At 39.3% G+C, this 12,714-nt stretch carries 19 protein-coding genes; 6 read left to right on the top strand and 13 right to left on the bottom strand.

The annotated features are described in order from the left end of the window. Positions 1–183: 183 nt before the first annotated feature. Entirely contained in the window at positions 184–765 is a 582-nt protein-coding gene (locus MHH44_RS04610) for a phosphatidylglycerophosphatase A family protein (RefSeq protein WP_008403551.1), read from the bottom strand. A gap of 119 nt (positions 766–884) precedes the next feature. On the opposite strand from MHH44_RS04610, the gene MHH44_RS04605 reads away from it, so the two are divergent. The 3 genes from MHH44_RS04605 (at position 885) to MHH44_RS04595 (ending at position 2,741) form a co-directional block, all read left to right on the top strand. After that, the gene (locus MHH44_RS04605) at positions 885–1,604 is read left to right on the top strand and encodes an alpha/beta hydrolase (RefSeq protein ID WP_008403552.1); all 720 of its coding nucleotides are present in this window, start codon (positions 885–887) and stop codon (positions 1,602–1,604) included. Between the two features lie 189 nt (positions 1,605–1,793). Further along, complete coding sequence (locus tag MHH44_RS04600; protein WP_008403553.1) at positions 1,794–2,309, top strand: YjcG family protein; 516 nt, start codon at positions 1,794–1,796, stop codon at positions 2,307–2,309. A 3-nt stretch (positions 2,310–2,312) separates the two neighbouring features. Continuing rightward, positions 2,313–2,741, top strand: a complete 429-nt coding sequence (locus MHH44_RS04595) for a GNAT family N-acetyltransferase (RefSeq protein WP_008403554.1) — start codon at positions 2,313–2,315, stop codon at positions 2,739–2,741. Between the two features lie 93 nt (positions 2,742–2,834). On the opposite strand, the gene MHH44_RS04590 is transcribed toward MHH44_RS04595, so the two are convergent. The 6 genes from MHH44_RS04590 to MHH44_RS04565 form a co-directional block, all read right to left on the bottom strand. Next, complete coding sequence (locus MHH44_RS04590) at positions 2,835–3,083, bottom strand: stage VI sporulation protein F (RefSeq protein WP_008403555.1); 249 nt, start codon at positions 3,081–3,083, stop codon at positions 2,835–2,837. Positions 3,084–3,101: 18 nt separating this feature from the next. Continuing rightward, positions 3,102–3,254: a YjcZ family sporulation protein gene (locus MHH44_RS04585; protein WP_008403556.1), complete on the bottom strand. Its 153-nt coding sequence runs from the start codon at positions 3,252–3,254 to the stop codon at positions 3,102–3,104. A 63-nt stretch (positions 3,255–3,317) separates the two neighbouring features. Beyond that, the gene (spoVAE, locus tag MHH44_RS04580) at positions 3,318–3,692 is read right to left on the bottom strand and encodes a stage V sporulation protein AE (RefSeq protein ID WP_008403557.1); all 375 of its coding nucleotides are present in this window, start codon (positions 3,690–3,692) and stop codon (positions 3,318–3,320) included. Then, positions 3,689–4,684, bottom strand: a complete 996-nt coding sequence (locus MHH44_RS04575; protein ID WP_008403558.1) for a stage V sporulation protein AD — start codon at positions 4,682–4,684, stop codon at positions 3,689–3,691. The genes spoVAE and MHH44_RS04575 overlap by 4 nt, the downstream gene beginning before the upstream one ends. Further along, positions 4,678–5,133, bottom strand: a complete 456-nt coding sequence (gene spoVAC / locus MHH44_RS04570) for a stage V sporulation protein AC (protein ID WP_014824606.1) — start codon at positions 5,131–5,133, stop codon at positions 4,678–4,680. Before spoVAC ends, MHH44_RS04575 begins: the two co-directional genes overlap by 7 nt. 1 nt (position 5,134) lies before the next feature. Further along, positions 5,135–5,536 (bottom strand): YhcN/YlaJ family sporulation lipoprotein, encoded by a 402-nt coding sequence (locus MHH44_RS04565; protein ID WP_008403560.1) that lies wholly within the window; start codon positions 5,534–5,536, stop codon positions 5,135–5,137. Positions 5,537–5,696: 160 nt separating this feature from the next. Here MHH44_RS04565 and MHH44_RS04560 point away from each other — a divergent pair, with 160 nt between their 5' ends. Continuing rightward, complete coding sequence (locus MHH44_RS04560) at positions 5,697–6,221, top strand: CotY/CotZ family spore coat protein (protein ID WP_008403561.1); 525 nt, start codon at positions 5,697–5,699, stop codon at positions 6,219–6,221. A 97-nt stretch (positions 6,222–6,318) separates the two neighbouring features. On the opposite strand, the gene MHH44_RS04555 is transcribed toward MHH44_RS04560, so the two are convergent. The 6 genes from MHH44_RS04555 to MHH44_RS04530 form a co-directional block, all read right to left on the bottom strand. Further along, on the bottom strand, positions 6,319–6,645 hold the full coding sequence (locus MHH44_RS04555) for a 4-diphosphocytidyl-2C-methyl-D-erythritol kinase (RefSeq protein ID WP_318255096.1): 327 nt from the start codon (positions 6,643–6,645) through the stop codon (positions 6,319–6,321). A gap of 40 nt (positions 6,646–6,685) precedes the next feature. Beyond that, a complete protein-coding gene (gene mgtE, locus MHH44_RS04550) occupies positions 6,686–8,056 on the bottom strand; it encodes a magnesium transporter (protein ID WP_014824608.1) in 1,371 nt (456 codons plus the stop codon). 198 nt (positions 8,057–8,254) lie between these two features. Next, positions 8,255–9,139 carry an RluA family pseudouridine synthase gene (locus MHH44_RS04545; protein WP_340797939.1) on the bottom strand — a complete coding sequence of 295 codons (885 nt, stop codon included), beginning with the start codon at positions 9,137–9,139 and terminating at the stop codon, positions 8,255–8,257. An 11-nt stretch (positions 9,140–9,150) separates the two neighbouring features. Beyond that, positions 9,151–9,945 carry an NAD kinase gene (locus MHH44_RS04540; protein WP_008403565.1) on the bottom strand — a complete coding sequence of 265 codons (795 nt, stop codon included), beginning with the start codon at positions 9,943–9,945 and terminating at the stop codon, positions 9,151–9,153. Next, on the bottom strand, positions 9,945–10,622 hold the full coding sequence (locus tag MHH44_RS04535) for a GTP pyrophosphokinase (protein WP_340797938.1): 678 nt from the start codon (positions 10,620–10,622) through the stop codon (positions 9,945–9,947). The genes MHH44_RS04540 and MHH44_RS04535 overlap by 1 nt, the downstream gene beginning before the upstream one ends. Positions 10,623–10,777: 155 nt before the next feature. After that, entirely contained in the window at positions 10,778–11,161 is a 384-nt protein-coding gene (locus MHH44_RS04530; protein ID WP_340797937.1) for a UPF0738 family protein, read from the bottom strand. Between the two features lie 168 nt (positions 11,162–11,329). Here MHH44_RS04530 and MHH44_RS04525 point away from each other — a divergent pair, with 168 nt between their 5' ends. After that, positions 11,330–11,917 (top strand): CYTH domain-containing protein, encoded by a 588-nt coding sequence (locus MHH44_RS04525; RefSeq protein WP_340797936.1) that lies wholly within the window; start codon positions 11,330–11,332, stop codon positions 11,915–11,917. Positions 11,918–11,940: 23 nt separating this feature from the next. Then, positions 11,941–12,708, top strand: a complete 768-nt coding sequence (locus MHH44_RS04520) for a lytic transglycosylase domain-containing protein (RefSeq protein ID WP_340797935.1) — start codon at positions 11,941–11,943, stop codon at positions 12,706–12,708. Positions 12,709–12,714: the final 6 nt, after the last annotated feature.

Genomic DNA, 12,714 nt, shown 5'->3' with positions numbered 1-12,714 from the left:
TATTAAATATAGTACAACGGCTAAAATAATCGTCCCACTCGTAATCAATGTTTTAATATCTTTGTCACTCATCTTCTGTACCTCTCTTCTATTACTTATAATCCATTTTATCATTATTGAACACATAAAAAAATCTTCAGCATAAAAAACCGAAGATTGTAATTTTTTATTAAATTACTTCTTTTAGATTTCTTTATTTGCCTTTGGGTTCGGCCCCAGCACGATCGGTGGGATATCTGCAAATGTTCCTCCTTCTTCTTCCAGATCACGCATTCGGTGTGCCAGGCGAGATGCTGCACAAGCCGCGATACTTCCAACTAGATCGTCTAGAAATGTATTTACCGATTCGCCCGCTTTTGTATCAAGCTTTTCAATGATTCCAATTTTTTGCTTATCCAAATGACCGAAAGTTGTTACGGCAATACTTCCATACGTAAATACTGACCCCAATGCCAATGTTTCATCAACGCCAAACAGCCCTTCATCAGCCTCGATAATTGCTTGTAGCGGTGCCGACAGCATTCTTTTCTCTGCCAGTTCATCAAGCTCAATTCCGACTAGCACAGCATGTTGCACTTCACGTTTATTTAATACACGAACAACCGATTGAATGCAGTGTTCGATCGTTAAACCTTCATTATATGGTGACTGCATCGTAAACACGATTTCAGCAATATCTTCAATTGTTACATGACGACGTTCCAACGCGTTATAAGTAGCTTTTGTCACTTCGTCAGAGTGTACGCGAATATTTTTATTATGCATAAGAAATCCTCACTTCTATTTATTTTAAGTATTTATTTCTCGTCTTCTTTCTATATATTACACCTTTATTTTCCTATATGATACAATTTTACATACATCAAAATACAGGGGTGACAACATTGGAGAGAGGCACAGTAAAAGACGTTGCTTTTTTTAGCAATGCATTAAACGAGGAGCTGGAGTTATTAATTTATATTCCAGCAAATTATTCCCCATTATATGAATATAACATTCTAATTGCGTCCGATGGTAAAGATTACTTTCAGCTAGGAGGCATTCCGCGCCTTGCTGATGAACTGATTGATGGCTATCTAATCGAAAATACAATCATTGTTGGTGTGCCATACAAAAATTACGAAGATCGTAAGCGAAAGTATACACCAGCAGGGGATCAATTTGAAGCGTATATGCGGTTTTTGGCACATGAGCTCGTGCCTTATTTGGATGACGAATTTTCAACTACACAAGTTGGCGGCGGACGTGCATTAATAGGTGATTCTATGGCTGCAACCATTTCATTAATGACTGCAATCCATTATCCAAATATTTTCGGGAAAGCCATTTTACAATCACCTTATGTAGATGAGCTTGTATTGCAGGGAGTTAAGGTTGCGAAAAACGTCGATATTCTTACGTTGTACCATATTATCGGTCTACAGGAAGATCAGGTTTCATTAAAGGACGGCACGGTCAAAGATCTCTTAACACCGAACCGGGAGCTGCATCAACTGTTCGTTCAACATGGTATTGATACATTCTATGAAGAATTCAATGGAAATCATACATGGACTTATTGGAAACCTGATTTAAAACGTGCACTAATTGAAATTTTCGGATAATACGGTATGTTGGAAATGTTTATTCACAAATTTTTCTGTTATACTTATAACAATTACGCCTTGGTGTGGCTGTATCTAGATTTTTGTTAGTATAAATAGTTGTATAAAATCTATGCCATTTACAGGACGTCTTACCTTCATTTAGCACGGTGCTAAATGATATTATAAAATTTTTAGGGGGTAATGAATTTGAAATATGGTATTGTTGCTTTTCCATCTAAAAAATTACAAGATTTAGCGAACACTTATCGCAAACGCTACGACCCGCACTATGCTTTAATCACACCTCATATTACGCTCAAAGATGCGTTTGATGCGGATGAAGCTGAAATCGGAGAAATCTCCAAGCATTTGCAGGAAGTGGCATCAAGGTTTGCACCTTTACAAATTCACGCCTCACGAATCAGTTCATTTTATCCAACGACGAATGCCATTTACTTCCGTGTTGAGCCAACACCACAATTGGAAAATATTCAAAAGTCAATTCAGGAAAAAATTAATTTTGGTGCGCCAAAGCATGTGTTTGTGCCACATATTACAATTGCACAAAAAATGAGCGCTTCCGAGCATGATGATATTCACGGCCAGTTGCGTATGGTTGGAGTAGATGAAAAAGATTCGATCGATCGTTTCCACTTGCTTTACCAATTGGAAGACGGCTCATGGACAACCTATGAAACATACAAATTGACTGGAGCTGAGTAATACGTGTTTGAAGTAAAACTAGTTACAACCGACGAAGACCGCGAACGTGCATTTGAACTACGTAAAGAAGTATTCGTCAAAGAGCAAGGGGTTCCACTGAGTTTGGAATTAGATGAATACGATGAAACAGCCACTCATTTTTTAGTAAATGAAGGTGAAAATTCAATTGCTACAGCACGTCTTCGGGAAGTCGAACCGAAAGTCGGAAAAGTTGAGCGCGTTTGCGTATTGAACAATTATCGCGGTAAACGACTTGGCGCATTAATTATGGAAGCTGTTGAACAATATGCAAAAAAAGCTGCGTTTGAAAAGCTTAAGTTGAATGCCCAAAGCTATGCAATTCCTTTCTATGAAAAGCTGGACTACACTGTCACTTCTCCGGAATTTATGGATGCAGGGATTCCACATCGCGCTATGGAAAAGAAAATCTAATTCTTTAAAACTCATAAAAGGAGAAAAACATCCATTTTCCGCCGGAGAAAATGGATGTTTTTCGTATTATTACGCCACTTTTAACGTTCCGATTTACTTCATCATTTTCTCGATTTTTGAAAAATCCAAAGATTTACCGTCTTGAATGATTGATTGGACAATTTTGTCTTCGAGTTCACTCGTAATCGGTTTATTTGCAAGGCGGCTCACCTTTTTCACGATTTTCCGAACTTGTTTTTCATCCGAGAAATCTGCATACGTCAATGCATTGGCAAGAGTCATAATTTCATCGAAATCAACGCCGGTTTTGCGCTCCACTTTTTTAAAAAACGAACGATCCATACTGTTTGCTTACCTCCCTTAAATAAATACGCTACCAACGATGATAAGTAAAATAAATAGTACAACGATCAATACGAATGTACTACTGTTATTACCCCCGCCATAGCCTGAGGAACCATAATCGCAACCACCTTGTTGCCAACCTTGTTGCTGCCAACCATATCCAGACATACTTATACCCCCCTTTCTATTTTGTAGTGTATGCAAACACTCAAAAAAAAGGAGGGTATTCGTCTAATCTACTTTTCCTTTAGGCTTAAATATTACTGCCGCGATAAAGCCAAACAATATTGCTGCGCTAATTCCGGAGCTCGTCACCTCGAACATACCTGTCAACAGACCAATCCAGCCATGTTTTTCAACTTCAACCATTGCACCATGTGTCAATGAGTTCCCAAACGAAGTAATCGGAATTGTCGCACCGGCCCCAGCGAAACTTATTAAGGGTTCATATAAATTAAGTCCATCTAAAATTGCGCCTACTACTACTAAAATGGACAATGTATGACCAGGTGTCAGCTTTCCTACATCCAATAATAACTGACCAATTACACAAATTAATCCACCTACGACAAATGCCACTAAAAATGTAAAGCCGATTGTAATCACCCCATCCCGATTTCAATTGCATGTGCTGTGCACGGAATTGACTCACCTTGTTGAAAAGAAAGCGGCGATAAAAGTGCTCCTGTCGCCACCAATAATACGCGTTTGTAACGACCAGTTTTAAATTGTTCCATCATATAGCCGCTATAGACTGCTGCAGAACAACCTGCCCCACTCGCTCCTGCCAAAAATGCTGTATCTTCTCCGTAAAATTCAGCCCCGGCATCACGGAATCTTGATAAATCTTCTTTTTTTACACCACTTTGGGCAAACATCGCAATTAAAATTTTTAAACCAATTTTTCCTAAATCACCAGTCATAATGACATCGTAATCCTGAACCGTTTGTGAACGCTTTTTTAAATGTGCCTGAATCGTATCAAATGCTGCTGGTGCCATTGCTCCACCCATATGAAATGGATCTGTTGCTCCGTAATCAATTACTTTTCCGATTGTTGCGGCTTCTACATACGGAAGCTTCGGCTGATGTTTGCCAACCAATACAAATCCTGCTGCTGTTACGGTCCACTGAGCAGTTGCAGGCTTTTGACCTCCATAATCTACCGGATAGCGAAACTGGCGCTCGACCGAGTTGTGCTGGCTAGATGCACCGGCAATGGAAAACTCACTTGCACCCAGTTCTGTCAATAATGAAGCAATAACTATAGAAGAAACCGATGTTGCACAGGCAGAAAATAGACCGATAAACGAAATCGCCAGTTCCCGTGCGGCAAAGTTTGTAGGCGTCATTTGATTAACTAAATCCCCGCCCAATAAATAATCAACATCCAAATTGTTTAAGTTCGACTTTTTCAAAATGGTTTGACATGCTTCAGAAATAAGCATGGCATTTCCTTTCTCATTCGAAACTTTTTGCCACCGTTCGTCGGTCGATATTTTGTCAAAATACGTTTGAAAGACACTCCGCTTTTCCAAAGGTCCTACTACAACACCAGAAGAAAGAATGGATGGCTTTGACTTAAAAACTATTACCACGAAACGACACCTACCGATACCAGAATTAATTTAACCAATGTCACAAAAAAGGCCGAAACGACCCCAAACAAAATAACCGCACCTGCAAGTTTGAACATATTACTGCCGACACCTAATACAAATCCTTCCGATTTCCCTTCAATAGCTGAAGAAACAACAGCATTACCGAACCCCGTTACGGGAACGGCACTACCAGCTCCGGCAAATTGGCCAAGTTTTCGATATAGTCCGAACCCTGTCAGGAGCATGGCGAGAAATACCATTGTTGCCACTGTTGGATTGCCTACAGTTTTTTCCGTAAAATCAAAAAACATCATATAAAAAAAGGAAATTGCTTGTCCTACACAACAAATAATACCGCCAACAACAAATGCTTTTAGACAATTAATGGCAAGAGGTGTTTTCGGTGAAATTTGTTCTTTTAACGTATTGTATTGTTGCTCTTTCAAGTTACGTTTCCTCCTTAGCAAGCTTTTTAAGCTCATGCAATTCTTTCAGCATTTTTTTCTGGTTATTTTCCTCCATTAATTTGGTCGATTCCCAGAACATTTTAAAATCTGATGAAACGTTGACTTTACTATCGGAAAATTTATCTTCCAACTTTTTTTTCCAATCTTTTTCAATTTTTTCGCGATTCCATTTTTTAAATGGTTTTAATTGCATAGCGACAAATAATTCATCTTCAAATACTAAAAGATTAGCCTGTTCTATTGCATCATCTTCTTTTAAAAGCTTTTCTACTTCCTGCTGATTTTGTACATTATCTGTCATTGAATACGTTGCAACTTTCTCTCGGTCATTGCAGCCTGCAAGAATAAAAAGCAAACTCAATGCCATGAATGCCTTCCGCATAATAGTCCCCCTTTTGTCCATTTTTCTCCAAGTATAACCGTCCGTATTTTGAATTATTCATCTTGCATAGAAGTTTGGGGAAACCTGTTCATTCGCCCGATTCCTTTGACAACCGATTCATATTATTAGTAAGAGTTAAGAATACCGGAGGTGAAAAATTATGGGTTGTGGAAGAGGTAATAATGATGTAGGTGGAGCAGGTGAACATCATCACTCACGTGGTTGTGTCTGTGAGGTTGTTCGTGCAATTTTAGAAATTCAAAATGCAGCAGTACAGGATGAATGTAACCGTTGTACAACAAACTGTTTCTTAGAGCCGCTTGGTGGAATCGTTAGCCCGGCGCGATCAAATGTTGACACACGTGTATTTACATTATTAAACAAGGATGGATCACCATTCTTCGCTACATTCAATACACCAAATGGCTCTTGTCATTGTGTATCAATTTATTTCCGTGTTGAAGATGTATTTGATGGCTGCTGTGCAACACTACGTGTTCTTGTACCGCAAGATGACAATGGGCATACAGTTGATTTACTGAACGACTACGGAACTGCTATTGATTTCCGTCAAGTATGTAAAGTAACACAATTTGAAGCTTCAGATAGCTGTATCACAGTTGATTTAGATTGCTTCTGTGCTGTTCAATGTATCGATGACGTAGACCTTGGCATTTGTGACTAATTCACAGGAAAAATACATCTCGCGCATATAGCGCGAGATGGTGTATTTTCTATGAAACGTACTAAAAAAGAGGAGCCATTAACGTGGCTCCTCTTTTTTATAAAGTATGATGAATTAACACAATCTCATTAGCTTTAATCCAGCGTTTCGTATCATAGCAATTCAACAATACTTGACTACCACTGATTTTATCGATTGATCCGTGTATTTTTTCGCCAGATTTCAAAATAAACACCAACACCCTTGGCTCTTTCGTCGGCTTCGAAAAATAATGGAGCTGTCGGGCAATAAGCGCATTTTCTATTTTTTCAGTTGCAGGACGTACATATATTGATGTACTTTCTTCTTCTACTTCGACCCGCTTTTCTTGTATATAAACAGGACTTGCAATAAAAAGTAATGGGTGAATTTCCACATTCCACATCCTTTTTCATACAATATGCAAAGTCTTTTCAAATCGTTCCTTACAGAATCCGGCTAATAAACGTCGTTGCAAGGCCAAGATAAATAATAATACTTGTAACGTCATTCAATGTTGTGATAAAAGGTCCTGATGCGACGGCAGGGTCAACACCCAGCTTATGCATTAAAATCGGAATGAACGATCCAGCAAGTGTTGCGACAATAATCGAACAGCAAATCGCTGCGCCGACGAGCAGTCCGATCATTAATGTACCTTTCCAGAAGAAAATGATTCCGACAACAATAGCACCACTTACAATTCCCATAATAAGTCCTGTACTTAATTCCCGAACGATCAGCCTGAATTTACTTTTCCCGCCAATATCCCCTGTCGCAATCCCTCGAACCGCTACAGCCAATGCCTGGGTTCCACTATTACCGGATGTACCGGAAATTAAAGGTATAAATGTTGCTAGCAAGGCGACTTTATCGAGCGTTGCTTCAAAAATCCCCATAAGTCCTGATGTCAGCATTCCTAAGAACAGTAAAATAATGAGCCATGGCAAACGCTTGCCCGCTGCTCGTAAAGGACCCGCGTCATTATCATCCATATCTGCAATACCTGCCAGCTTGGAATAGTCGTCCTCTGCTTCTTCTTCAATAACGTCGATAATATCATCGACTGTAATAATCCCTTGAAGCTCACGGTTCTCGTTAACAACTGGAATTGCCAATAAGTCATAGTCCTTTATTAAGTTTGCGACATTTTCCTGGTCATCCGTTACTTTTACCGATACGACACGTTCGCTCATAATGTCGCGAATATATAAATCGCCTTCAGCAACAATCAGTTCCCTTAAAGACATGACACCGAGTAGTCGATGTGCCTGATCCACGACAAAAATATAGTAAATCGTTTCAGCTGTTTGGGCTTCCTGACGCAGTACACGCATTGCCTCACGAACCGTTGCACTTTCTACGACCGACACATATTCCGTCGTCATAATGGCGCCGGCAGTATATTCTTCATAGCCTAAAAGCTCATTAATTTCATCGACTGTTTCTTCATCCATCATTTCCAGGTAATTTTCCCGTTGCTCGGTATCCAATTCATTCAGAATATCTACCGCATTATCGGTATACATGAAGCCGAACATGGCTGCACCGTATGATGGATCCATCTCATCTAAGTAAGTTTTATATTCATCATCTTCAATTTCAGTTGTTTCAAAAATGATCGCCATTTCTTGAGGAGACAAGTAACGATAAATAATCTGTCGTATGTCCGGGCCCACCTCTTCATAAAACTGTGCTTGATCATATGGATGGAGTACTAGGAAATGTTCACGGAACGACTCGATATTTTCTTCATCAAGCAGCATTCGCAAAAACGCTTCATCGTACTGGACTTCATCATTTTTTTCCTCTATCATGCTTGCCCCCTCCTTTCAACATTTCATAACGAGTTATTTTATGATTAATTCATATCTCTCGTCAAGGCTAATTACGTTTTATCATTATTTTTTTGTATATACAAAAATTGACCAATGACTAACACAAATTCCTTCTCAACAGTATATTCCCATTTTCCCCAAAAATAAAAGATGCCAATGAAATCTTGGCATCTTACATTAGTAAATCAATGTAGAAATCTCTTCTGGCAACTTGCTTTCAAAGTGCACTCTTTCTTTCGTTAACGGATGTTCAAATTCAATGTAGCGGCAATGGAGTGCCTGACGATCAATGAATGTATGAGTACCCCCATATAATTCATCCCCCACTAATGGGTGGCCAATATAAGCCATATGAACACGTATTTGATGGGTTCTTCCAGTATGAAGCTTCAGACGAATATGTGTCATGTTATTTTTACGAGTCAGCACAGTCACATCCGTATGTGCGAATTGCCCGTCTGGCCGGACTTCACGTTCAATAATGCTCGTATCTTTCCGTCCAATCGGAGCGATGATGGATTGCTGATCTTGTACAATGATGCCTTCTGCAACTGCTTCATATTCGCGGTGAATTTGTCCCTTTTTTTGCTGTTCACTCATTAAATGATGGATATGACGGTGCTTCGCTATAAGCATCAATCCGGACGTATCACGGTCAAGCCTTGTCACAATATGAACAGTTGAAGCATGCTGCTGCTGTTCAAAATAGCCATATACAAGGTTTGCAAGCGTATTATTGGGGTGTTCCCGGGAAGGAATTGAGCTCATAAAGGCCGGTTTGTCGACAAGAAGCACTGCCTCATCTTCGTACACAACCGCTAATTCTCCTTGTACGGGAATCAGCCCTTCACTTGCTTCTTCTACCGGGAAAACAATCGTCACATCATCGCCTTCTGCCAGCCGATGCCGTACATTTCTTTCTTCGCCGTTAACCAAAATTGCCCCACCATCAAATTTGATAGCAGTCAATGCACGCTTTGAAATGCCCCATTGAGCAATTGCATCACGCAAAAGCTCTTGATCAACCTTATTCGTAAATTGTAATTGAAATCGTTTATCCATATACCCTCATTCTATTCATTTGAGATAAATGAATCGTGCACACGTTCCCAAAACGGGAATGGTCTGAAACGTGCAAACCGCACTTTTTCATTTGCCACATTAAAAGTAATCGATTTTACATCGGTTTCCGTCATGCTAATATGATCGACCGTCATATTAAATTGCTGCTCATGTACGGGTTTTAATACACAGTTATGGTGTGCCGGCAATACTAAAGAAGATCCGACCGTCCGGAAAACGCGGTTATTGATCGATGCCATTTCTGTTATTTGCAAGGCCTGCAATGTCGGATGAATAATCGCGCCGCCTAATGCTTTATTGTATGCTGTACTGCCTGACGGTGTTGAAATACATAAACCGTCTCCACGGAAACGCTCAAAATGCTCACCGTTCAGTTCCACATCCATCACAAGCGTTACGTCCGGTGATTTAATCGTTGCTTCATTCAGCGCAAGAAACGTACTGGAGTCGGAATGCAGGCGATGAACCTGAACTTCCAATAACGGGTATTCCACGACATTGTATTCCTTTTTGGCAATCGATAATACTAACTTTTCTAGCTCTGAAGGTTTCCAATCGGCATAAAAGCCTAAGTGTCCTGTGTGGATGCCGACAAAAGCTGTTTTATCCAAACGGTGCAAATAGCGGTGGAACGCATGCAATAATGTCCCATCGCCACCAATCGAAAGAACAATTTCCGGCTCTTGTTCATCAAATTGTAAACCGAAATCAATTAAATAAGATTTTGCGAGCTCCATCAATTCATTTGATTGGTCATCTCTGCGTGATTGTATTGAAAACTTCATTAGTTGTCACGCTCCTCTTTGTCAGTTGACTTATGGATAGCTGTATTCGTTGCTTCTTTTATTTCACTGAAATATGCCTGCGCCTCTTGAATTTCACTTCTAATTGAGGACATTTCCTCATCTAAACGAAATGCTGCTTCGGCTGCGCTTTGCAATCGATTTTTTATTTCTTCCGGGAAAATCCCTTTATACTTGTAGTTCATGGAATGCTCAATTGATGCCCAGAAGTTCATCGCCAATGTACGAATTTGAATTTCTGCCACGACAACGATGCGACCTTGAATCGTTTCTACCGGATATTCAATAATCATATGGTGTGAGCGATAGCCGCTCGGTTTACTATGTGTAATGTAATCTTTTTCCTCGATCACTTTCATATCATTACGCTGACGGATTAGCTCGGTTACTGTTGCAATATCATCAACGAACTGACACATAATCCGTACACCGGCGATATCTTGCAATTCATTTCCTAAACGCGCAGTCGGTTCGAATGGTAGCTCTTTATCAAGCGATTTGTCATATATACTAGCAAGTGGTTTTACACGACCTGTAACAAATTCAATCGGCGAATTGGCACTCATAATACCAAATTGCGAACGCATCCCTTTTAATTTAATTTTAAGTTCATCCACAGCTTGTCGATATGGACTCAAAAATACTTCCCACTGCCCCAATTTAAAAACCCCCCAACTAGAAATAGTTCATTTCTGTCACACTATTTCATCAACACGTTGTTTCAAACAATTATACTTCTTGTGAACGAGAAATACACATTTCACACCTAAATCGCGTGAAATGATTCTTTTTCTTGTAATAATTAAGTTAAATGCTATTTATTTAAGAATTCGGCAAATGCCTTTTCGATATTTTCAACAAATTGATCTCCATAGTTGCTGTTGCCTTCAATATTATAAAGTAATCCTTGTAATTCATCAGCAAATTGTTGTAGCGGCAGCAAACCGTCTTCCACTTTCAAGTATGCTTTCTGCTCTGCCAATAACAGCTGTAATAGTTGCGCCCATACACTTTTTGAAAAGCTTAAATAACTGTATGCCTCATTTTCTTCTATGATATATAGAAACGCCTCATTATCCGAATCGACGATAACTTGCCCTGTCGATTGCAATTGGCTAAGTTGTTTCTTTTCATTTAAAATAAAATAGATTTCATTATGTACTACTTCAACATGTTCAATTATATATACGTTTCGCAATGAATTAATCTCCTTTTTCTTTTCATAACCGGAAAATGTCCGATAATAAAATTGATGATTCATCTACCCTTCACATTTTACCATAGGACACTCGATTGGTGCAGAAACGTTTGACTTCTTTAAGCCGTTGAATTTAATTGAAAACTATTAACAAAAAGGACGATGACAATGACACAGCAAATTGAAATAGAATTTAAGAATATGCTAACAAAACGACAGTATGAACAGCTTCTTGAAGCATTCTCCATAAAAAACGAACAAATTATTCGCCAGGTTAACCATTACTTTGATACAAAAGAAAACGATTTAAAACAAATTCACAGTGCTCTTCGAATTCGTGTCGTGAAAGATTCGATTGAATTTACGTTAAAAGAAAAAGCTTCCAAGCACCAGCATTTAGAAACGACAGATTACTTAACAAGTGAGGAAGCAGATCGTATGCTGGCCGGTGAAGGAGTGCCCCCGTATTCTGTAAACGAAAGACTGGCGCTATTTAATATTCCGGTAGGGGAGCTGCACTGTTACGGATCATTGACGACCGACCGGGTAGAAATCCCATACAAAGGCGGTTTGCTCGTGTTTGACCATTCTTTCTATTTGCACTGCGACGATTATGAGGTAGAATATGAGACACATGATGAAGCAGTAGGAAAAGAAATTTTCTCTGAATTTTTAGCACATCATGCAATTGAGCCACAGCCTGCGCAAAAGAAAATTGTGCGCTTTATGATGGCTTTAAACAATCAGAAAGGCTAGGTGCTGTGATGGATATTTCATCGATGAGAACATTGCTTGAACTTCAGGCAATTCAAAATTTAAATACATCCAATCAGTCAAGCTCAAGTGTATTGTCATCATCTACGTCGACTTTATTTTCCGATTTAATGAGCGACATTTTAGACGGACAATCATTATCTAGTTCGCTAAATGGCCTAGGTGATGTGAGCACTTTCCAACAGTTAACGGATTCCGACCAAACTTCTAATTCACAGCAGCAAAAATCGGCTGCTCAAAACTATATCGCATCCTTTTTATTGAACAATTCTACAAACTTAACAAATTTACCGGGGACATTCAATACCCTTTCGGCAAGTAGTGAAACACCCACAATTGAACAGTATATGACGGATTTCACAAGAAAGACCGACGTAGTAAATTTCTTTGCCGGTGCTGAGACTTATGAAGCAGAAATTGCTGCTGCCGCAAAGAAATACAATTTACCCGAAAAACTGATTACTTCCGTTATTAAACAAGAGTCGAATTTCAATGCTTCTGCAACAAGTGCTGCCGGTGCATCCGGTTTAATGCAGCTCATGCCTGCAACAGCACGGTATTTAGGAGTTTCTGACCGCTTTGATCCTGCCCAAAATATTATGGGTGGTGCAAAATATTTACGCCAAATGCTCGACCAGTTCGATAATAATGTGGAAACAGCCCTTGCTGCGTACAATGCAGGTCCTGGAAATGTTAAAAAATATGGTGGCATTCCGCCTTTCCAAGAAACTCAAAATTATGTTAAAAAAATAATGAACTATATGAGTGTTTAATTTTTT

Origin of the sequence: Solibacillus sp. FSL K6-1126, from assembly GCF_038003445.1 — a bacterium.
Taxonomy (GTDB): domain Bacteria; phylum Bacillota; class Bacilli; order Bacillales_A; family Planococcaceae; genus Solibacillus; species Solibacillus silvestris.
This window is presented reverse-complemented; position numbering and strand designations above follow the sequence as displayed.

What these genes read in the sequence shown, in the direction of transcription:
- MHH44_RS04520 (WP_340797935.1), top strand. Translation starts at nt 11,941, where the DNA reads ATGAGAACATTGCTTGAACTTCAGGCAATTCAAAATTTAAATACATCC.
- MHH44_RS04555 (WP_318255096.1), bottom strand. Translation starts at nt 6,645, where the DNA reads ATGTGGAATGTGGAAATTCACCCATTACTTTTTATTGCAAGTCCTGTT.
- MHH44_RS04585 (WP_008403556.1), bottom strand. Translation starts at nt 3,254, where the DNA reads ATGTCTGGATATGGTTGGCAGCAACAAGGTTGGCAACAAGGTGGTTGC.
- mgtE (WP_014824608.1), bottom strand. Translation starts at nt 8,056, where the DNA reads ATGATAGAGGAAAAAAATGATGAAGTCCAGTACGATGAAGCGTTTTTG.
- MHH44_RS04525 (WP_340797936.1), top strand. Translation starts at nt 11,330, where the DNA reads ATGACACAGCAAATTGAAATAGAATTTAAGAATATGCTAACAAAACGA.
- MHH44_RS04610 (WP_008403551.1), bottom strand. Translation starts at nt 765, where the DNA reads ATGCATAATAAAAATATTCGCGTACACTCTGACGAAGTGACAAAAGCT.
- MHH44_RS04545 (WP_340797939.1), bottom strand. Translation starts at nt 9,139, where the DNA reads ATGGATAAACGATTTCAATTACAATTTACGAATAAGGTTGATCAAGAG.
- MHH44_RS04590 (WP_008403555.1), bottom strand. Translation starts at nt 3,083, where the DNA reads ATGGATCGTTCGTTTTTTAAAAAAGTGGAGCGCAAAACCGGCGTTGAT.
- MHH44_RS04540 (WP_008403565.1), bottom strand. Translation starts at nt 9,945, where the DNA reads ATGAAGTTTTCAATACAATCACGCAGAGATGACCAATCAAATGAATTG.
- MHH44_RS04560 (WP_008403561.1), top strand. Translation starts at nt 5,697, where the DNA reads ATGGGTTGTGGAAGAGGTAATAATGATGTAGGTGGAGCAGGTGAACAT.
- MHH44_RS04565 (WP_008403560.1), bottom strand. Translation starts at nt 5,536, where the DNA reads ATGCGGAAGGCATTCATGGCATTGAGTTTGCTTTTTATTCTTGCAGGC.